Origin of the sequence: Pseudomonas sp. ADAK13, from assembly GCF_012935715.1 — a bacterium.
GTDB lineage: Bacteria > Pseudomonadota > Gammaproteobacteria > Pseudomonadales > Pseudomonadaceae > Aquipseudomonas.
The window spans coordinates 3921576-3942340 of the sequence record NZ_CP052860.1; the positions used below are offsets into that span (position 1 = coordinate 3921576).

Sequence of the window (20765 nt, forward strand, 5' to 3'; positions counted from 1 at the left end):
GGATTCAGCCCTCGACCGCAGGAATATGCCCAAACATTTCCTGCACAAACTTCACCCGCTCTTCTGGCGTTTCCGTTACACCGGCGGCCTTCAGCTCTTCCAGTCGGGCCTCCACCGCGTGGGTGCGCAAGGTCAGTCCGCAGTCGTTGGCAATCTGGATATTCAGCCCCGGGCGGGCGTTAAGCTCCAGGATCAACGGGCCTTTTTCCTGGTCCAGCACCATGTCCACGCCGATATAGCCCAGGCCGCACAGCTCATAGCAGCCTGCCGCGAGCTTCATGAAACCGTCCCAGTTGGGCAGTTGCACACCGTCCACCGCGTTGGTGGTGTCGGGGTGCTTGGTGATGATGTTGTTCAGCCAGGTGCCACGCAGGGTCAGGCCGGTGGCGAGGTCGACACCCACGCCAATCGCGCCCTGGTGCAGGTTGGCCTTGCCGCCGGACTGCCGGGTGGGCAAGCGCAGCATGGCCATCACCGGGTAGCCCATCAGCACAATGATGCGGATGTCGGGCACGCCTTCGTAGCTGATGCTTTTAAAGATCTGGTCGGGCACCACCCGGTATTCGATCAGCGCCCGGTCACGGTGGCCGCCGAGGGAATACAGGCCGGTGAGGATGCTGGAAATCTGATGTTCGATCTCTTCATGGCTGATGATCTTGCCGGAGACCGTGCGATAGCGCCCTTCAAAACGGTCGGCAATCACCAGGATGCCGTCACCGCCGGCGCCCTGGGCCGGCTTGATCACGAAGTCGCTGCGCCCGCCGATGATCTCGTCGAGCTTGTCGATTTCCTTTTCGGTGGAAATGATCCCGTACATCTCCGGCACATGGATGCCGGCCGCCATGGCCCGTTCCTTGGTGATGATCTTGTCATCCACGATCGGGTACAGGCTGCGCTTGTTGTACTTGAGCACGTAGTCGGCGTTACGCCGGTTGATGCCCATGATCCCTCGCGCTTCGAGGGCCTTCCAGGTCTTCCAGAAGCCGAACATTACGAGTCAGCCTTGAGGAACGCCTTGAAGCGCACCAGTTCGGTCAGGCGGTAGCCGCGATAGCGACCCATGGCCAGCATGAAACCCACCAGGATCAACAGGATCGCCGGGAAGGTGAACACGAAGTAGATCAGCTCCGGCACGCTCATGATGATGTGGGCCAGGGACGCCGCGAACAGCGTGCCGATCGCGACTTTCATCGCATGGCCGCCACCGCGCTCTTCCCAGGTGATCGACAGGCGTTCAATGGTCATGGTCAGAATCACCATCGGGAACAGCGCCACCGACAGCCCGCGCTCCAGGCCCAGCTTGTGGCTGAACAGGCTGATGGCCGCGATCAGCACCACCACGAAGGTCAGTACCACCGACAGCCTCGGCAGCATCTGCAGCTTCAAGTGTTCCAGGTAAGACCGCAGCGACAGCCCCAGCGCCGTAATAATGGTGAACAGCACGATCCCGAAGCCCAGCTGTGTCTCGCGGAACGCCAGGGCAATCAGTACCGGGGTAAACGTGCCGAGGGTCTGCAGGCCGATCAGGTTGCGCAGGATCAGGATCACCAGCACGCCAATCGGGATCATCACCATGATCATGAAGGTCTGCTGGGTTTGCAGCGGCAGGCCGTACAGGGAGTATTCGAGGAAGTTGGCGTCGGTGTTTTCGTCCGTCAGCTTGGCCAGGCGAATCGCGTTCATTTCGCTGTTGTTGAGGCTGAAGGTCACCATGGCTTTCTTGCCACCGTCGACAGTGATCAGGTTTTCATCGCCGGTCCACCACAGCAGGCGGTCGGCCGGCAGGCCTTGTTCGCCGGTGTCGGGGTTGAAGTACAACCAGTCATTGCCGTTGAAGCTGCGCAGCCAGAGCTCCGGGGTTTGCGGCTGGTCGGCCACCAGGCGGATGGTGTGGACCTTTTCCACCGGCACGTGGGCAATGGACAGCAGCAACTCGACGATCTTGGCCTTGTGCGGCGTCGACGGGTCGCCCGCCAGCAGCAGCTTCACGTTGTCGTCGTTGAGGTTGTTGGTGCGCTTGATGGCTTCGCTGATAAAGGTCTCGACATCGGCCGAGTGCTGGCGGATCGGCGCCAGCAGGGCTTCGGCGGCGATTTTTTCCGGGCCTTCGACGGCGATGCTGTCGCGGAAGGTCGGGCCCTTGACCTTGACCTTTTCACCGCTGTAACGCTTGGTCAGTACCAGGCGGTAGTAGAGGGTCTGGTTGCCCTTGGCCCGGCGGGCCGACCAGGTGACCTTGCGGTTGCCGTCGAGGCGGTTGACGCTCACGCCGTAGTTATTCGAGATAAAGCTTTCATTCAGGCTGACGAAGTCGCGGCTCAGGGGCGGCACGAACATCTGGATTTTTACCGGGTCCTTGGCGCTGGCGACGAACTCGACCTTGGCGTCGATGTTCCACAGGTCGTCGGTGGCGTCCTCGGTGACGGGAATCCCCAGCACGAAAATCTGATAGGCGGTGACCGAAATGCCCAGGACCACCAGCACGGCGATCAGGATTTTCAGGTGCAGATTAAGAGAGCGCATTCAAATTACTCAGCGGTATGAGCGTCGGTGGCGCAGGCAGGTTTGCCCGCCGCGTATTTAAGACTGGGGTCGACCAGCGCATCAAAGCGTTTCAGCGCTTCGGAGCCGATCAGCAGCGGGTATTGGAAGGCGCTGCGGTCAGTCAAGTTCACTTCGATGCTGCGTAAAGCGGTGCCCATGCAGATGTCCAGGGCAATCACTGGACGGGCGGTGTAGTTCTTGTCTTCATCGGGATCGTAGTCACCGGCGCGGCGCTTGATCTTGCTCACGCGAGCCAGGGGACGCTCGATGGGGTGGGAATGGGCGGTGTCGATCGCCAGGTAAAAGCGCACCCAGGATTCGCCGTTGCGCTTGAAACGCTTGATGTCGCGGGCGCTCAACGATGCGGTCTTGGCGCCGGTGTCGAGTTTGGCGGCCACTTCCAGGTCAATGCCGGCCAACTTGGCGTATTCATTGAGGCCATACACGGTCTTCTCGGCAGCAACGCCAAGGCCCGGTACAAGCATTAAAAGCAAAAGGGGGAAGGGCTTGAGTCTCATAAATCCTGACGCGGTGCAGTGCGATGTTCAATTCAAGGCGACTGGCATTGCTGCGCAAGCTCCCTCGTGCGCCTTTTCATCCAGGGATGTGAGGCAAAAGTGGCCGGCATTCTAACATGAAGGTTTTCTTGCGCCAGCGCTGGCAGCCGGCCATGCCCCGATAGGGTGCAAGGTGGGTTATTAGACGATTGTCGACAATATGTATTTATTCTTTGACTATCAGGGGCTGATTGGCTAGTTTTTGCGGCATTGCTTTTAAAGGTGTCGACAATATGCTGGATCAACTGGAAACCCCAGTGATGGCCCAAGACGATTCCCAGACCATGTCCGAGAACGTCTTCCGGCGTATCCAGGCCGCCATCGTCAAGGGCGAAATCGCCCCAGGCAGCAAGATCTCCGAGCCGGAACTGGCGCGCACCTATGGCATCAGCCGTGGCCCGCTGCGCGAGGCGATCCACCGCCTGGAAGGCCAGCGCCTGCTGGTGCGCATCCCCCATGTGGGCGCGCGAGTGGTGTCCTTGAGCCATGAAGAGCTGATCGAGCTCTACGAAATCCGCGAGTCCCTGGAAGGCATGGCCTGCCGCCTGGCGGCCGAGCGCATGACCGACGCTGAAATCGAAGAATTGCGCCAGGTGTTGCATACCCATGAGCGCGATGCCGCCTTCCAGGCCGGTGTCGGCTACTACCAGCAGGAAGGCGACTTCGATTTTCATTACCGGATAATTCAAGGCGCCGGTAACCGCACCCTGACCCAAATGTTGTGCGGCGAGCTGTACCAGTTGGTGCGTATGTACCGCATCCAGTTCTCCGCCACCCCCAATCGTCCACGCCAGGCCTTTGCCGAGCATCACCGCATTCTTGACGCGATTGCCGATCGCGACGGTGAACTGGCCGAGTTGTTGATGCGCCGGCATATCGGCGCTTCCAAACGCAACATTGCCCGTCACTTCCCGGACGGCGCTCCCCAATCACGAGGTGAGTCATGAGTTCCAATAACAACACTACTCCCGGCCAGCGTTTCCGTGACGCGGTCGCCAGCGAGCATCCCTTGCAGGTGGTCGGCGCGATCAACGCCAACCACGCGCTGCTGGCCAAGCGTGCCGGTTTCAAGGCGATCTACCTGTCGGGTGGCGGGGTGGCTGCAGGCTCCCTCGGCGTGCCGGACCTGGGGATTACCGGCCTGGATGACGTGCTGACCGACGTGCGCCGCATCACCGACGTGTGCGACCTGCCGCTGCTGGTGGACGTGGACACCGGTTTCGGCTCCTCGGCGTTCAACGTGGCGCGCACCGTCAAGTCGATGATCAAGTTCGGCGCGGCGGCGATCCATATCGAAGATCAGGTGGGCGCCAAGCGTTGCGGCCATCGCCCGAATAAAGAAATCGTCTCGCAACAGGAAATGGTCGACCGCATCAAGGCCGCTGTGGATGCGCGCACCGATGACAGCTTTGTGATCATGGCCCGTACCGATGCGCTGGCCGTCGAAGGCCTGGAATCCGCCCTGGAGCGCGCCGCCGCCTGCATCGAGGCCGGTGCCGACATGGTTTTCCCGGAAGCCATCACGGAGCTGGAGATGTACAAGCTGTTCGCCTCCCGCGTGAAAGCGCCGATCCTGGCCAACATCACCGAGTTCGGTGCCACGCCGCTCTACACCGTCGACCAGTTGAAATCTGCGGATGTTTCCATCGTGCTGTACCCGCTCTCGGCCTTCCGCGCCATGAACAAGGCCGCCGAGAACGTCTACACCGCGATCCGTCGCGACGGCACCCAGCAGAACGTGATCGACACCATGCAAACCCGCATGGAGCTTTACGATCGCATCGACTACCACACCTTCGAGCAGAAGCTCGACGCGCTGTTTGCCGCCAAGAAGTAAGGCGAGCGCCCCCCTAATAACGACAAGATTGGAGATAACCATGGCCGAAGCAAAAGTACTGAGTGGAGCTGGCCTGCGTGGCCAGGTTGCCGGGCAAACCGCACTGTCCACCGTGGGCCAGGCCGGTGCCGGCTTGACCTATCGCGGCTACGACGTGCGCGAACTGGCTGCGGACGCGCAGTTTGAAGAAGTCGCCTACCTGCTGCTGTACGGCGAGCTGCCGACCCAGGCCGAACTGGCCGCCTACACCGCCAAACTCGGCAAGCTGCGCGACCTGCCCCAGGCGCTGAAAGAAGTGCTGGAACGCATCCCCGCCGACGCCCACCCGATGGACGTGATGCGCACCGGTTGCTCGTTCCTGGGCAATATCGAGCCGGAGAAAGACTTCAGCGTGCAGCGCGACGTGACCGACCGCCTGCTGGCCGCGTTCCCGGCGATCATGTGCTACTGGTACCGCTTCAGCCACGACGGCCAGCGCATCAACTGCGTGACCGACGAGCCATCCATCGGCGGCCATTTCCTGCACCTGCTGCACGACAAGAAGCCGAGCGACTTGCACGTCAAAGTGATGAACGTCTCGCTGATCCTCTACGCCGAGCACGAGTTCAACGCCTCGACCTTCACCGCTCGGGTGTGTGCCTCGACCCTGTCAGACCTGTATTCCTGCGTCACCGCCGCCATCGGTTCCCTGCGTGGCCCGCTGCACGGCGGCGCCAACGAAGCGGCGATGGAGATGATCGAGCGTTTCTCGTCCGCCCAGGAAGCGGTGGAAGGCACCCTCGGCATGCTGGCGCGCAAGGACAAGATCATGGGCTTTGGCCACGCGATCTATAAAGACAGCGACCCGCGTAATGAAGTGATCAAGGGCTGGTCGAAAAAACTCGCCGACGAAGTGGGCGACACCGTGTTGTTCCCGGTTTCCGAAGCCATCGACAAGACCATGTGGGAGCAGAAAAAACTGTTCCCCAATGCCGACTTCTACCATGCCTCGGCGTACCACTTCATGGGCATCCCGACCAAGCTGTTCACCCCGATTTTCGTCTGCTCGCGGCTGACAGGATGGGCAGCTCACGTGTTCGAGCAGCGAGCCAACAACCGCATCATCCGTCCGAGCGCCGAGTACATCGGCGTTGAGCAGCGCAAGTTCGTGCCAATCGAACGTCGCTGAGTGGTGGGAATCTGAGGCGCCGGTTTTAAGGATCGGAACCGGTTCAATGTGGGAGCTGGCTTGCCTGCGATAGCATCACCTCGGTGTAACTGACACGCCGAGGTGCCTGCATCGCGGGCAAGCCCGGCTCCCACAGGGACCGTGTTCATCCAGGCCAGTGCCACAGGTTTTTGCTGTACACCTTACCGTGACCGAGTCCCAGCCTATGAACACTGAACACCGCAAACCGCTGCCCGGCAGCCGCCTCGATTTCTACGACGCCCGTGCGGCGGTCGATGCAATCACCCCCGGCGCCTACGCCACACTGCCGTACACCTCCCGCGTACTCGCCGAGAACCTGGTGCGTCGCTGCGCCCCGGCGACCCTCGACGCTTCCCTGAGCCAACTGATCGAGCGCAAGCGCGACCTCGATTTCCCGTGGTTCCCGGCCCGCGTGGTGTGCCACGACATTCTCGGCCAGACCGCCCTGGTGGACCTCGCCGGCCTGCGCGATGCCATCGCCCTGCAAGGCGGTGACCCGGCCCAGGTCAACCCGGTGGTGCCGACCCAACTGATCGTCGACCACTCCCTGGCCGTCGAAGCCGGTGGTTTTGACCCGGACGCGTTCGAGAAAAACCGCGCCATCGAAGACCGTCGCAACGAAGACCGTTTCCACTTTATCGAGTGGACCAAAAAGGCCTTCAAGAACGTTGACGTGATCCCGCCGGGCAACGGCATCATGCACCAGATCAACCTGGAGAAAATGTCTCCGGTGATCCAGGTGCGCGACGGCGTGGCTTTCCCGGATACATGCGTCGGCACCGACAGCCACACGCCGCACGTAGACGCCCTGGGCGTGATCGCTATCGGCGTTGGTGGTCTCGAAGCGGAGAGTGTGATGCTCGGCCGCGCCTCGTGGATGCGCCTGCCGGAAAGCGTCGGCGTGGAGCTCACGGGCAAGCTGCAACCGGGCATCACCGCCACTGACATGGTGCTGGCGCTGACCGAGTTCCTGCGCAAGCAAAAAGTCGTGGGTGCGTGGCTGGAGTTCTTCGGTGAAGGCGCCTCCGCGCTGACCCTCGGCGACCGCGCCACCATCTCCAACATGGCCCCGGAATACGGCGCCACGGCCGCGATGTTCTACATCGACCAACAGACTATCGCCTACCTGAAACTCACCGGCCGTGAAGACGAGCAAGTGACGCTGGTGGAGCAATACGCTCGCCACACCGGCCTGTGGGCAGACGACCTCAAGGGCGCGCAATACGAGCGTGGCCTGAGCTTCGATTTGTCCTCGGTGGTGCGCAACATGGCCGGCCCGAGCAACCCACACGCCCGTGTTGCCACCAGCGACCTGGCGGCCAAGGGCATCTCTGGCCAGTGGGATGACGTGCCGGGGCAAATGCCCGACGGCGCGGTGATCATCGCCGCTATCACCAGTTGCACCAACACCAGCAACCCGCGCAACGTGATTGCTGCCGGCCTGCTGGCGCGCAACGCCAACAAGCTCGGGCTGGCCCGCAAACCGTGGGTCAAGTCGTCCCTGGCACCGGGCTCGAAAACTGTGGCGATGTACCTCGACGAAGCAGGGCTGACCAGCGAACTGGAGCAGTTGGGTTTTGGCGTGGTAGCGTTTGCCTGCACCACCTGCAATGGCATGTCCGGCGCACTCGACCCGGTGATTCAGCAAGAGATCATCGACCGCGACCTGTACGCCACCGCCGTGCTCTCGGGTAACCGCAACTTCGACGGCCGTATCCACCCGTACGCCAAGCAGGCGTTCCTCGCTTCGCCGCCGCTGGTGGTGGCTTACGCGATTGCCGGCACCATCCGTTTCGACATCGAAAAAGACGTGCTGGGCCTGGACGCCAACGGCAAGGAAATCCGCCTGAAGGACATCTGGCCGAGCGACGAAGAAATCGACGCAGTGGTCAAGGCCTCGGTCAAGCCGGAGCAGTTCCGCCAGGTCTACATCCCGATGTTCGCGATCCATGAAGACACCGGCCCCAAAGTCACACCGCTGTACGACTGGCGCCCGCAGAGCACCTACATCCGCCGCCCGCCTTACTGGGAAGGTGCCCTGGCCGGTGCACGTCCGCTCAAGGGCATGCGCCCGCTGGCAGTGCTGCCAGACAACATCACCACCGATCACCTGTCGCCGTCCAACGCGATCATGCTCGACAGTGCTGCCGGCGAATACCTGGCGAAAATGGGCCTGCCGGAAGTCGACTTCAACTCCTACGCGACTCACCGGGGCGACCATTTGACCGCGCAGCGCGCCACCTTCGCCAACCCGAAACTGTTCAATGAAATGGTCATTGAAGACGGCAAGGTCAAGCAGGGTTCGCTGGCGCGCCTGGAGCCGGAAGGCAAGGTCACGCGCATGTGGGAAGCCATCGAAACCTACATGGAACGCAAGCAGCCGCTGATCATCATCGCCGGTGCCGACTACGGCCAGGGTTCGTCCCGGGACTGGGCGGCCAAGGGCGTACGCCTGGCCGGTGTGGAAGCGATCGCCGCCGAAGGCTTCGAGCGTATCCACCGCACCAACCTGGTGGGCATGGGCGTGTTGCCCCTGGAGTTCCTGCCGGGCACCGACCGCAAGACCTTGAAGATCGACGGTACCGAAACCTACGACGTGATCGGCGAGCGCACCCCGCGTGCCCAGCTGACCTTGTTGATCAACCGCAAGAATGGCGAGCGTGTCGAGGTGCCGGTGACCTGCCGCCTGGACACGGCTGAAGAAGTGTCGATCTACGAAGCGGGCGGCGTGTTGCAACGTTTTGCCCAAGACTTCCTTGAATCGGCTGTTACCGCCTGACAACTGTGGCCGGGGTGAACGCCCCGGCCCATGAGGACCACCATGGCACACGTACCGCAGATCAAGATTCCCGCCACCTATATGCGTGGCGGCACCAGTAAAGGGGTGTTTTTCAGCCTCAAGGATTTGCCCGAGTCGGCCCAGGTTCCCGGCGCTGCGCGGGATGCATTGTTGCTGCGGGTGATCGGCAGCCCCGATCCGTATGACAAGCAAATCGACGGCATGGGCGGTGCGACCTCCAGCACCAGCAAAACCGTAATCCTCGCCAAAAGCACCCGCGCCGATCACGACGTGGACTACCTGTTTGGCCAGGTGTCCATCGACAAGCCATTCGTGGACTGGAGCGGCAATTGCGGCAACCTGTCGGCGGCGGTGGGCTCCTTCGCCATCAGCGCCGGCCTGGTGGACGCCGCACGCGTTCCCCACAACGGTGTGGCCGTGGTGCGGGTCTGGCAAGCGAATATCGGCAAGACCATCATCGCCCACGTGCCGATCACCGACGGTGCCGTGCAGGAAACCGGCGACTTCGAACTGGACGGCGTGACCTTCCCAGCCGCCGAAGTGCAGTTGGAATTCATGGACCCGGCGGCGGAAGAAGAGGGCGGCGGTGGCTCGATGTTCCCTACCGGCAACCTGGTGGATGACCTGGAAGTGCCGGGTGTCGGCACGTTCAAGGCGACGCTGATCAATGCCGGGATTCCCACCATCTTTATCAATGCCCAGGACCTGGGTTACACCGGCACCGAGCTGCAGGGCGCGATCAACAGCGACCCCAAAGCCCTGGCGATGTTTGAAACCATCCGCGCCCACGGTGCGCTGCGCATGGGCCTGATCAAGCACCTGGACGAAGCGGCCCAGCGTCAGCACACGCCGAAGGTGGCGTTTGTGGCACGGCCTGCGGACTACGTGGCGTCCAGCGGCAAGGCGATCAAGGCAGGCGATGTAGACCTGCTGGTACGGGCGCTGTCCATGGGCAAGTTGCACCACGCGATGATGGGCACGGCGGCGGTGGCGATTGGCACGGCGGCGGCGATTTCCGGCACGCTGGTGAATGTGGCGGCGGGCGGTGTGGAACGCAATGCGGTACGGTTCGGGCATCCGTCCGGCACGTTGCGCGTAGGCGCCGAGGCCAGCCAGGTCGACGGTGAATGGGTCGTGAAAAAAGCCATCATGAGCCGCAGTGCGCGGGTGTTGATGGAAGGTTTCGTTCGCGTGCCCGGCGACTCTTTCTAACCGATCACAGGCAGGCACCAAGACCTGCCTTTTATAACACTTCAACCCTGACCCTGAGGATGGAACACACCTAACCCACTTTGGAGTACTGCCATGAGCGCCAACGTCGACCAGAACAACCGCCCCGACTACGACCAGGTCCTGCAGGACATCGCCGACTACGTCCTGGGCTTCAGGATCGAATCCCGCGACGCCCTCGACACCGCCCGCAACTGCCTGATGGACACCCTCGGTTGCGGCCTGCTGGCCCTGCGTTTCCCGGAGTGCACCAAGCATCTGGGGCCGATCGTTGAAGGCACGGTGGTGCCATTCGGTGCGCGAGTGCCGGGCACCTCGTTCCGCCTGGACCCGGTCAAGGCCGCGTGGGACATCGGCTGCATCGTGCGCTGGCTCGACTACAACGACACCTGGCTCGCCGCCGAGTGGGGCCATCCTTCCGATAACCTGGGCGGCATCCTCGCCGTCGCTGACCACCTCTCGCAAAAACGCGGGGCCAATGGCGATGCGCCGCTGACCGTGCGGGCGGTGCTGGAGGCGATGATCATGGCGCACGAAATCCAGGGCGTGATTGCCCTGGAAAACTCCTTCAACCGTGTCGGCCTCGACCATGTGCTGCTGGTGAAAGTCGCCTCCACCGCCGTCACCGCCAAACTGATGGGCGCCAACCGTGAGCAACTGCTGTCGGCATTGTCCCAGGCGTTTGTCGACGGCCAGGCATTGCGTACGTATCGCCATGCGCCGAACGCCGGTTCGCGCAAGTCGTGGGCGGCGGGGGATGCGTCGAGTCGCGGGGTGCGCCTGGCCGACATCGCCATGCGCGGCGAGATGGGCATTCCCGGGGTGTTGAGTGCGCCGCAGTGGGGTTTTTATGACGTGCTGTTCAGCCACACCAACAAGGACCTGGCGCTCAAGCCCGAGGACAAGCGCGCCTTCAGCCTGTCGCAGCCTTACGGTACGTATGTGATGGAGAACGTCCTGTTCAAGATCAGCTTCCCCGCCGAGTTCCACGCACAAACCGCCTGCGAGGCGGCGGTCACGTTGCACCCACACGTGAAGCACCGCCTGCATGAGATCGACAGGATTGTCATCACCACCCACGAGTCGGCGATCCGCATCATTTCCAAGGTCGGGCAGTTGGCCAACGCGGCGGACCGTGACCATTGCCTCCAGTACATGACCGCCGTGCCGCTGGCGTTTGGCAACCTGGTGGCGGAGCAATACGAGGATGAGTTCCACGCGGCCCATCCGATCATCGATGAGCTGCGGGAGAAGATGGTCATCGTCGAGGAACCGCGCTACAGCCGCGAATACCTGGAGGCCGACAAGCGCTCCATCGCAAACGCAGTGCAGGTGTTCTTCAAGGATGGTTCCAGCACCGAACAGGTGGCCGTGGAATACCCGATTGGCCACCGTCGCCGTCGGGTGGATGGCATTCCGTTGCTGGAAGACAAGTTCAAGGCCAACCTGGCGACCCGGTTTACCGCACAGCGCAGTGCCGAGATTTTTGCGCTGTGCAAGGATCAGGCACGGCTTGAAGCAACGCCCGTGAACCGGTTTGTGGACCTGTTCGTGATCTGAGAAACACCACGGCACTCACTGTGTAAACCCAATCAATGTGGGAGCTGGCTTGCCTGCGATGCAGACACCTCGGTCTTTCAGATACACCGAGGTGATGCTATCGCAGGCAAGCCAGCTCCCACATTTGTTTTGTGTTGTTCAATGGAAAGTGGTCGACATCGCGCCGTTACATGCTGCCTTCTACGTCATCCAGGCTGAACGTCTCGGTATGGTCGTCGTAGGAGAAAATCTCCGCATACCGTCCCCACGCCACCACGCTTTCCAGGGTTTTTTCCACAAAGGCTTCTGTCATCGAGTCTTCCAGTTCCTGCTCGAAACGCACCCGTGGCGCGCGGTGGCCGCTGCGCTCCAGCAACACCTGGTGAATACGTGCAGCCAATGGCACGTGGCGGATCAAATGTTCGGCGAACAGGGTTTTACGCTCCTGGGTGCCGTAGTCGGCGAACAGTTTGCCGGCGTCGGTGAGGGTGATGTCGGCACCCTTGAGTTCGGCAAAGCCCAAATGCTCAAGCATCTCCGCGACCGGGAACAGATCGTCGACCTCCAGCAAGCGCCGTTCGGCCACGGTCGGCAGGCCGGCGTGGCCGTTGTAGGGTTCGGCGGCCAGGGTTTCGATCAGGCCGGCCATCAGGTTGGTGGACACTTCCGGCAGCAGGCTGCCCATTTTCAGCTCGGGTAAACCCCTGCTCGCGTCAGCGCTGCGGCGGTCGGTCATCAGGGCATAGATGTCGTCGACCATTTGCCTGAAGGTCGGGTCCAGCCGGTTGCGCGGGTGTGCAAACGGCACCTTTATCTCGGCTACCACCCGGCCAGGGTTGGACGACAGCACCAGGATGCGGTCGCACATCAGCACGGCTTCTTCGATGTTGTGGGTCACGATCAGGATCGATTTGATCGGCAGCTGCTTGCCGCTCCACAGGTCCAGCAGGTCGGTGCGCAGGGTTTCAGCGGTGAGCACGTCCAGCGCCGAGAACGGTTCGTCCATCAACAGCAGCGTCGGGTTGACCACCAGCCCGCGGGCGAAACCCACACGCTGGCGCATGCCGCCGGACAGCTCCCGTGGGTAGGCGTTTTCAAAACCGTCCAGGCCGATCAGGTCGATGGCGGCCAGGGCGCGCCTGCGGGTTTCCTTGCGCTCGACCTGCAAGGCTTGCAGCCCGGCCTCGACGTTTTCCAGCACGGTCAGCCACGGGAACAGCGCGAAGGTCTGGAACACCATGGCTACGCCTTCGGCCGGGCCGTTGAGTGGCGCGCCGTTGTAGCGTACTTCGCCTGACGACGGCTGGATCAGCCCTGCGATGATGCGCAGCAAGGTCGACTTGCCTGAGCCGGAGCGGCCGAGCATGCCGACAATCTCGCCTTCGTGCAGGCTCAAGTCCACGCCGCTGAGGACTTGCAGCTCGTCTTTACCTTTGCCGAACACCCGGTTCACGTTTTTCAACGAGTAGATTTCCGGGGTGTCGGCGGTGTGCTCGGTATAGGTAGTCATCACAGCGAATCCCATCAATTCAGACGAAGTTTGTTTTCAGCCATGGCGTACATCGGCCGCCAGACCGCGCGGTTGAACGCCACCACGAAGATCGACATCACCACCACGCCCAGGGCGATTTTCGGGAAGTCACCGGCAGCGGTGGTCTGTGCGATGTAGGCGCCCAGCCCGTGGGCGACCACCTTGTCCTGGCCCCAGGAAACGTACTCGGACACGATGCTGGCGTTCCAGGCACCGCCCGAGGCGGTAATGGCGCCAGTGACGTAGTACGGGAAAATCCCTGGCAGCATTACCTTGCGCCACCACAGCCAGCCGCGAATGCGGAAGTTGGCGGCGGCTTCCTTGAAATCGTTGGGGAATGCGCTGGCGCCGGCGATCACGTTGAACAGGATGTACCACTGGGTACCCAGCACAATGAGCGGGCTCAGCCAGATATCCGGGTTGAGGTTGTAGTGCAGGATCACGATCACGAACACCGGGAACAGCAGGTTCGCCGGGAAGGCCGCGAGAAACTGCGCCAGCGGCTGGATTTTTTCCGCAAGGGCCGGGCGCAAGCCGATCATCACCCCCAGCGGCACCCAGATCAGCGAGGCGATCAGGATCAGGCCAGCCACCCGCAACAGCGTGATCAGGCCCAGCACAAACACATGGCCGACTTCGGCCAGGGTCACTTCGGTGCCGACGTACTGCACGATGTGATACAGCGCATAAGCGGCCAGCAGCGCGATGAGTGTGCCCCACACCCAGTCGATCACTTTTGAGGCTTTTGGTGTCTCTGCCGGCAACGCCTTGAGTGCACCGCCTGCCAGGCTGAAGCGCTTGTTGCCGATGCGGCTGATGGCGCGGGTGACAGGCCGCAGGATGCGCTGGACGATGCGCGTGCGCTGGATCAGGTTCAGCAGCCAGGATTGCGGCGCCGCGCCCTGGGAGGCGGTGGTTTCCATGCGGAACTTGTCGGCCCAGGCCACCAACGGGCGGAACAGGAACTGGTCGTACATCAGGATGACCACGATCATCGCCAGGATCACGTAACCCACGGCGTGCAGGTCTTTCTGGGCAATCGCCAGGGCCAGGTACGAACCCACGCCCGGCAAGGTGATGGTCTTGTCGCCGACGGTAATGGCCTCGGAGGCGACCACGAAAAACCAGCCGCCGGACATGCTCATCATCATGTTCCACACCAGCCCCGGCATGGCGAAGGGCACGTCGAGCTTCCAGAACTTCTGCCAGCCGGACAGCCGCAGGTTGGTCGACACTTCCACCAGGTCATGGGGCAGCATGCGCAGCGACTGGTAGAAGCTGAACGTCATGTTCCAGGCCTGGCTGGTGAAAATCGCAAAGATGGCCGCGAACTCCGCGCCGAGCACGCGCCCGGGGAACAGCAGCAGGAAGAACGTCACGGTAAACGAGATGTAACCCAGCACCGGCACCGATTGCAGGATGTCGAGCACCGGCACCAGCAGTTTCTCGGCGCGCCGGCTTTTGGCGGCCAGGGTGCCGTACAACAGGGTGAACACCAGCGCTGCCACCATCGCCGCGAGCATGCGCATGGTGGTGCGCATCGCGTATTCCGGCAGGTTGGCCGGGTCGAGGGAGATGACTTCACTTTGCAAGGTGGCGATGGGCGCCCAGGTTTCCCGGGCAGTGATGGAGAAAAACAATAAAAAGCCGATCACCAGGGGCAGGGCGACCAGGTCCCAGCGGTTGGGCAACAAGCGCAATGTGGACGCAGGGATGTAGTGACGGAGCACTCTTTTCATAGGCAGTCATTCCTGCAGCGTTCAGGTTCAGGGCGTGATGGGAGTGAGCTTAGCTGCTGCACGAATGACCCACCGGGAAGGAAGGGCGCTGTTTTCGCGAGTCAGGGGCAACGAGGCGTTGCAGGCGGGATTGTACGTTTCTGAATGTTACAAGCACATAAATTTGCTGTCAGTTTCCTGTACGAACTGCAGCTAGGGCGTTGGTGCCCCAGCCGTCGCTCGAGCGCTATTCAAACCGCAGGATCACCCGGCGGTTGTGTTTGCTCTTCTTCTCGATCTTTTCGCAGAACACCCGGCCGATTTCCTCGGTATTGGTCACATGGGTGCCGCCACAAGGCTGGATGTCGATTCCGGCAATTTCGATCACCCGTACCGAACCCTGGATCACCGGTGGTGCCACCGCCTGGGTGCGGGTGATCTGCAGCAGGGTGGAATACTCCGAGGCCGGCATGGACAGGGTTTTCACCGCGTGGGCCTGTTCGATCAAGGCATTGAGGTCGCGGGTGATGGTCTCTTTGTCGAGGGTCATTTCCGGCAGGTCGAAATCCAGGCGGCCCTTATCAAAGCCGATGCTGCAGCCGGTCACCGGCGCGTCGATGATCGAACACAGCAGGTGCAGGCAGGTGTGCATTTTCATGTGCTGGTAGCGGCGCTCCCAATCCAGGCTGGCGTCCACCTGCATCCCGGCCGCCAGTTGTTCAGGGCAGTGTTCCACCTGGTGCCAGATGATCGAGCGCAGCACCGGGTCGCGCACGGTGCCCGTGATGTCGACACGGCTGCCATCGGGCAGGATGAAGTGGCCGGTGTCTCCCGGTTGCCCGCCGCCGGTGGGGTAGAACAGCGTGTGTTCCAGGGCGATCCCCTGCTCACTGACGGCAATCACCCGCGCACTGAAGGCATTCTGGTAAGGCGCGCTGTCGAACAGCGCGAGGGTTTCCATGGTGTGCACGGACATGTTCAACCTCCGACGATCAGTGGGCTGGCTTGCAGCAGGCGACGAACCATCGCGCTCAAGCCAGGGGGAGAGAGCAGGGTGATTTCAAATTCGGGCCCGGTCACTTTCAGGTTCAGTGGCAAGCGTGGCGGGTAGGCCGTTGTCTCGATATGGCGCAGGCGGAACTGCAGGTGGTGGCGTTCCTTGACCGTCGGCTCCAGCAGCAGGCCGGGCAGGGGGTGAAAGTCGGCGTCCAGCACCGTGACCTTGTGGCTGGCGTTGACCTCGCCGACCACGTGCAGCCGCTCGTCGAGGGCAAACGCGCCGAGGTAGTTGCTGTGGTCCGACTCGTCGTTTTTCTGCAACTGGATCTGGTTGACCACCTTGACCTTTGTGCCGGCCGGCACGTCCTGGGTGATCACGCAGGAAGGGCTGATAAACACGTTGTCGCCGATCAGCACATAACCGAGCACCCGCGCGCCGGAACCGACTTCCACGTTGTTGCCCAGGCGCGGGTGGCGCTTGCCGTCGGGGTTGTTGGCGATGCCCCGGGCGCCCAGGGTCACGCCGCAGAGGATGTAGCAGTCGTTGCCGATCTCGCAGGTTTCACCGATGACCGTGCCATAGCCGTGGTCCAGCACAAAGCGCCGGCCGATCCGCGCGGCGGGGTGAATTTCGGCGCCGGACAAAATCTTGCCCTGGTTGCTCAGCTTCAGGGCGATGGCGCAAAACACGCCGTTGTTCTTGTCCGGGAAATTCCACACCAGGTGCGCCAGCCGGTAGTACAGCACCGCCTTGAACGAGGCGTAGGACTCCAGGATCAGCTCCCCGCGCCCGCGGGACGCCGGGTCGCGCCAGGCATAGGCGATCAGGTCTTCGGCCACCGCCTGGGCCGCCGCCTGGACCAGCGTGCCAAGGTGCTCTTCCAGTTGCTTCAACTGCGTTGGCGTCAGCGTGGTGATGAGGTGGGTGAGCAACTCATCGTGCAGTTGTTGCATGTCGATAAAGCCCCCCATGGAGGCACCCCCGCAATAGTTGTTATTCAAAACAGGGCAAATAACCGTCGGCACTGTCGTAGACCATGGTCAGCACAACGGTGTCGGTAGCCAGCTCCGGCGCCAGCTTGGCGATGGCCACCATGTTGGCGGCCGATGACAACCCGAGGCTGATGGCGTCGGTGCGCATGATGCGTTTGATCATGTCGATGCATTCCTGGCGCGACACCTTGAGCATCCCGTCAATGATCGCGACGTTGAGAATGCTCGGGATCAGGCCGATGGAGAGGCCCTGGATATGGTGGGGTGCGTGGCGGTCGCTGAGCAGGTCGCACTCCTCCGGCTCCACGCCCATCACGCGGATCGCCGGCCAGGTGGCCTTGAGGGTTTCGCCGATGCCGGTGATATGGCCGCCGGTGCCGATGCCGCTGACGAAGTAGTCCACCCGCTGCTCGCCGAAGGCACGGATGATTTCCCGAGCAGTGGTGTCGCGGTGGGTTTGCGGGTTGGCGCCGTTGCGCTGCTGGTTGAGCATCACGTAGCTGGGGTTTTCCAGCTGCAGCTCCATGCACTTTTCACCGTGGGAATTGTTGCCCAGGCGGCTGTCCGACAGCACCACCCTGGCGCCATAGAGGCGCAGCAGTTTCTGCTTCTCGGGGCTGTAGTTGTCGGGGATCACCAGCACCACTTTGTAGCCCAGCACGTTGCCGGCCATCACCAGTCCGATGCCGGTGTTGCCACCGCTGGGCTCGATAATGGTTTGCCCTGAGCCACGGATCAGAATGCCCCGGCGCTCGGCGTCGAGGATCATGCCCAGGGCGATGCGCGCCTTGTGGCTGCCGCCGGGGTTGAGGGACTCCAGCTTCGCGTAGACCTCAATGCCGAGGTCTTCGGAAAACTGTTCCAGGCGCACGATGGGCGTTTGGCCAATCGCGTCGAGTATCGAGTTATGCAACATCAAGTAAGAACCCATGGCCGCTGATCAGTACAAAGGCATGTCGGGTTCGACGTCGCGAACCCAGTGTTTCATGCCACCTTGCAGTACTTTGGTGTTGGCGAATCCGGCTGCCAGCAGGGTAGTGGCGGCTTGTTCCGCACGCGTTCCGGCGTAGCAGATCAGGTAGTGCGTGTTGTCACGGCTGAGGGTGGCGAGTTGCCCGTCGAGTTCGGCCAGCGGGATGTGCACCACGCCTGGCAACTTGCACACTTCCAGTTCGCTGGCATCGCGCACGTCCAGCAACACGTCGGCCTTGCTGTGTTGTTCGAGCAGTTGCTTGAGCACCCGTGGCTTGATGTAGCGCTCTTCGGCCAACGACGGCTGGCTCGGCACGGCATCCGCACACACGGCAGGTGCGACGGATTGGCTGTGGCGCAGTTCCGAGCAGCAAGGGCAGTCGGCGCGGCGCTTGAAGCGGATCTCGCTGAATTTCATCGCCAGTGCATCAAAACGCATCAGCCGGCCCGACAACGGTTCGCCGATGCCGATCAACAGCTTGATCGCCTCGGTGGCCTGGATCATCCCGACCACGCCGGGCAATACGCCGATGACGCCGCCGGCGCTGCAATTGGGTGCCAGTTCCGCCGGCGGGGCCTGTGGAAACAGGCAGCGGTAGCACGGCCCGCCTTTATAGTTGAGCACGCTGATCTGCCCGTCGAAACGGTAGATGGCGCCGTACACCAACGGTTTGCCCAGTTGTACGCAGGCATCGTTGACGAGATAGCGGGTTTCGAAATTGTCGGTGCCGTCGATCACCAGGTCATAGGCGCCCACCAATTCCAGGGCGTTGTCGGTGTTGAAGGCGGTGTCGTAGGTGTTGATCTGGATGTGGCTGTTCAGGTCCTGCAAGCGCCGCCTGGCGGACTCGACCTTGGGTAGGCCCAGGGTGCTGTTGCCGTGGACGATCTGGCGTTGCAGGTTGCTGCTTTCCACCACGTCGAAATCCACCAGCCCCAGGGTGCCGATACCTGCGGCCGCCAGGTACAGGCTGATGGGCGAACCGAGGCCGCCGGTGCCGATGATCAGCACGCGGGCTTTCTTCAGGTTCAGTTGGCCTTCGCGACCGACGCCGGGCAGGGTGATGTGGCGCACGTAGCGCTGCACTTCTTCGTTGCTCAGTGAGTCGACGTCCATGCCGCCGGACGTGGCCAGCAGTACTTCGATTTTTGCTTTCTCGGGCAACGGGTCGTTGGCGTCGATCAGCGCTTCCTCGGAGGTGAACAGGAAGTGTTCCTTGAGCTGGTTGTTCTCGTAGAGCAGGTGCGCCCGTAACTGCGGGTGCTCGGTGCACAGGTTTTCAATGACTTCGCGCAATGTCGATCCGGCACCCTCAAGGGTCGATGCTGGCAGCTTGGCCACGCGGACCAGGATGTCGGGGAAAGAGACAGCGTTCATGCACAACTCCGTTTGCAGGTCGTTGAAGGGGTTTTGGGCGAAGCGCTTGCCATCCCAGGCAAACAGCTTGGAACCTTGGGTCTTGCCCTGGCGAACATCCACCACCAGGTAGCTCACGGGGTAGATCGGCTCGCCCATGAAGAGGGCCTTGTCCTGGTCTTCGTCGCTGAAATACGCGCCGACGTCAGGGTGGGAGTGGTAGATCACCACCACCGGGTTATCACTGCGAAACGCCTTGTTCATCATCAGCGTGTCGGCCACCGAAAAGGTGTAGCCGTTGGCAGCACTGCGTGAATACATCTCGGGGTTCTTGCGGTGCAGTTCGTTCTGGATATTGCTGCCCAGGTACACGCTGCCATCGGCGAAAACGAAACCGCAGCATTCCTCGGGGTAGCTGCGGTCGGCGTGGGCGTAAATCTGCTCCAGGGCGCTTGGGCTCAGGACCTTCATCTCAGTTTTTCTTCGCCAGGAGCTTTTCGATGGGCAGCTTGGTAATCGCAAAACCGGCCAGCAGGATCGCCGAATACATCATCAGGTCCCTGGAAATCTGCACGCCTTCGTACCAGGCACCGATGATCACCGCGAACACCGGGAAGATGATGAACACGAAGGACAAAATGATCGGGCTCAGGCGCTTGAGCAGCATGAAATACACGATAAAACCGCCCACCGAGGCCACCAGGCCGAGGTAGAACAGCGCACTCCAGGAGCGCAGGGTGATGTCTTCGAAGGTCGGGGTTTCAAACCACAGGCCGGCGACAAACAGCATCATCCCGGCGATGCCGATGGGCAGGGTGTTGTAGGTGATCACGCTGATGGCGCTGCCTTGTTTCTTGGTAATCACGTAGCACAGGGCATGCATGATCGCGGCGGTCAGAATCGCCAGCACCCCGAAGAACTCGGCATGGTCCAGGTGCAGGCCCTGGCTCTTGATGATCATGTACAGGCTGCCGAAACCGATGGCGATACCGACCACCTGGGAAAAGTAGATGCGTTCACGCAGGAACAGCGCAGAGAAAATCAGGATAAACACCGGCATGCAACTGAACAGCAGCGCGGTGAGGCCGGACGAGACATGCATCTCGCCATAGTTGAGCAGGTAATACGGCACGCTGAAGTAGGACAGCGTCACGAATACGAAGAACCAGCGGCTTTCCCGGGGAAACAGGATCGGCTCGCGGCGCACCCAGGCAAAACACAGGAACAGCGGAAAGGCGATCAGAAAGCGCAGCCCGGCGGAGGTCAGCGGCGGCACGCTTTCCACGGCGATCTTGATGCCCAGCCAGGTGGTGCCCCAGCTCAGGCACACGATCAGGAACATCACACTGGTAATCAGCCCAGCCAACCACTGCTTGTGAGTTTTTGTTTTTTCAGCGTTTTCGAGAACGGCGGACATTGGCATCGTGACATTGCTTCCATGAGACCGAATTGACCTCTATATTGAGTGCCTTGATTCGGTGATTGAACCCGTAAAAGCA

General features: G+C 61.7%; 16 protein-coding genes. 6 read left to right on the forward strand and 10 right to left on the reverse strand.

Going from position 1 to position 20765, the window contains the following annotated elements:
* Positions 1-4 precede the first annotated feature (4 nt).
* The 3 genes from HKK54_RS18165 to rloA are packed head-to-tail and all read right to left on the reverse strand — an operon-like array spanning position 5 to position 3062.
* Complete coding sequence (locus tag HKK54_RS18165; protein ID WP_010176439.1) at positions 5-991, reverse strand: alpha-L-glutamate ligase-like protein; 987 nt, start codon at positions 989-991, stop codon at positions 5-7.
* On the reverse strand, positions 991-2523 hold the full coding sequence (rloB, locus tag HKK54_RS18170) for an osmotic stress tolerance membrane protein RloB (protein WP_003214971.1): 1533 nt from the start codon (positions 2521-2523) through the stop codon (positions 991-993). The genes HKK54_RS18165 and rloB overlap by 1 nt, the downstream gene beginning before the upstream one ends.
* A gap of 5 nt (positions 2524-2528) precedes the next feature.
* Positions 2529-3062, reverse strand: a complete 534-nt coding sequence (gene rloA / locus HKK54_RS18175) for a retropepsin-like aspartic peptidase RloA (protein WP_029616141.1) — start codon at positions 3060-3062, stop codon at positions 2529-2531.
* A gap of 272 nt (positions 3063-3334) precedes the next feature.
* Here rloA and HKK54_RS18180 point away from each other — a divergent pair, with 272 nt between their 5' ends.
* The 6 genes from HKK54_RS18180 to prpD all read left to right on the forward strand — a co-directional run bounded on the left by HKK54_RS18180 (position 3335) and on the right by prpD (position 11717).
* Positions 3335-4048, forward strand: coding sequence for a GntR family transcriptional regulator (locus HKK54_RS18180; protein WP_008432676.1), 714 nt, complete (start codon positions 3335-3337; stop codon positions 4046-4048).
* Complete coding sequence (gene prpB, locus HKK54_RS18185; RefSeq protein ID WP_003214976.1) at positions 4045-4938, forward strand: methylisocitrate lyase; 894 nt, start codon at positions 4045-4047, stop codon at positions 4936-4938. The genes HKK54_RS18180 and prpB overlap by 4 nt, the downstream gene beginning before the upstream one ends.
* Positions 4939-4978: 40 nt before the next feature.
* Positions 4979-6106: a bifunctional 2-methylcitrate synthase/citrate synthase gene (gene prpC, locus HKK54_RS18190; protein ID WP_010176436.1), complete on the forward strand. Its 1128-nt coding sequence runs from the start codon at positions 4979-4981 to the stop codon at positions 6104-6106.
* Between the two features lie 205 nt (positions 6107-6311).
* Positions 6312-8906, forward strand: coding sequence for a Fe/S-dependent 2-methylisocitrate dehydratase AcnD (gene acnD / locus HKK54_RS18195; RefSeq protein WP_169387392.1), 2595 nt, complete (start codon positions 6312-6314; stop codon positions 8904-8906).
* 42 nt (positions 8907-8948) lie between these two features.
* A complete protein-coding gene (gene prpF / locus HKK54_RS18200) occupies positions 8949-10139 on the forward strand; it encodes a 2-methylaconitate cis-trans isomerase PrpF (protein WP_169387393.1) in 1191 nt (396 codons plus the stop codon).
* Between the two features lie 93 nt (positions 10140-10232).
* The gene (gene prpD / locus HKK54_RS18205; protein WP_169387394.1) at positions 10233-11717 is read left to right on the forward strand and encodes a 2-methylcitrate dehydratase; all 1485 of its coding nucleotides are present in this window, start codon (positions 10233-10235) and stop codon (positions 11715-11717) included.
* 166 nt (positions 11718-11883) lie between these two features.
* Here the strand turns inward: prpD and HKK54_RS18210 are convergent, their stop codons facing one another.
* The 7 genes from HKK54_RS18210 to HKK54_RS18240 all read right to left on the reverse strand — a co-directional run bounded on the left by HKK54_RS18210 (position 11884) and on the right by HKK54_RS18240 (position 20632).
* On the reverse strand, positions 11884-13206 hold the full coding sequence (locus HKK54_RS18210; protein ID WP_010176432.1) for an ABC transporter ATP-binding protein: 1323 nt from the start codon (positions 13204-13206) through the stop codon (positions 11884-11886).
* A 14-nt stretch (positions 13207-13220) separates the two neighbouring features.
* Positions 13221-14966 (reverse strand): ABC transporter permease, encoded by a 1746-nt coding sequence (locus tag HKK54_RS18215; RefSeq protein WP_010176431.1) that lies wholly within the window; start codon positions 14964-14966, stop codon positions 13221-13223.
* Between the two features lie 226 nt (positions 14967-15192).
* Positions 15193-15921, reverse strand: a complete 729-nt coding sequence (locus tag HKK54_RS18220; RefSeq protein WP_010176430.1) for an alanyl-tRNA editing protein — start codon at positions 15919-15921, stop codon at positions 15193-15195.
* A gap of 2 nt (positions 15922-15923) precedes the next feature.
* On the reverse strand, positions 15924-16916 hold the full coding sequence (locus HKK54_RS18225; protein ID WP_010176429.1) for a serine O-acetyltransferase: 993 nt from the start codon (positions 16914-16916) through the stop codon (positions 15924-15926).
* A gap of 22 nt (positions 16917-16938) precedes the next feature.
* Positions 16939-17853 carry a PLP-dependent cysteine synthase family protein gene (locus tag HKK54_RS18230; protein ID WP_169389302.1) on the reverse strand — a complete coding sequence of 305 codons (915 nt, stop codon included), beginning with the start codon at positions 17851-17853 and terminating at the stop codon, positions 16939-16941.
* A 24-nt stretch (positions 17854-17877) separates the two neighbouring features.
* Complete coding sequence (gene moeB, locus HKK54_RS18235) at positions 17878-19737, reverse strand: molybdopterin-synthase adenylyltransferase MoeB (protein ID WP_169387395.1); 1860 nt, start codon at positions 19735-19737, stop codon at positions 17878-17880.
* Position 19738: 1 nt separating this feature from the next.
* Positions 19739-20632 (reverse strand): DMT family transporter, encoded by an 894-nt coding sequence (locus tag HKK54_RS18240; RefSeq protein ID WP_169389303.1) that lies wholly within the window; start codon positions 20630-20632, stop codon positions 19739-19741.
* Positions 20633-20765: the final 133 nt, after the last annotated feature.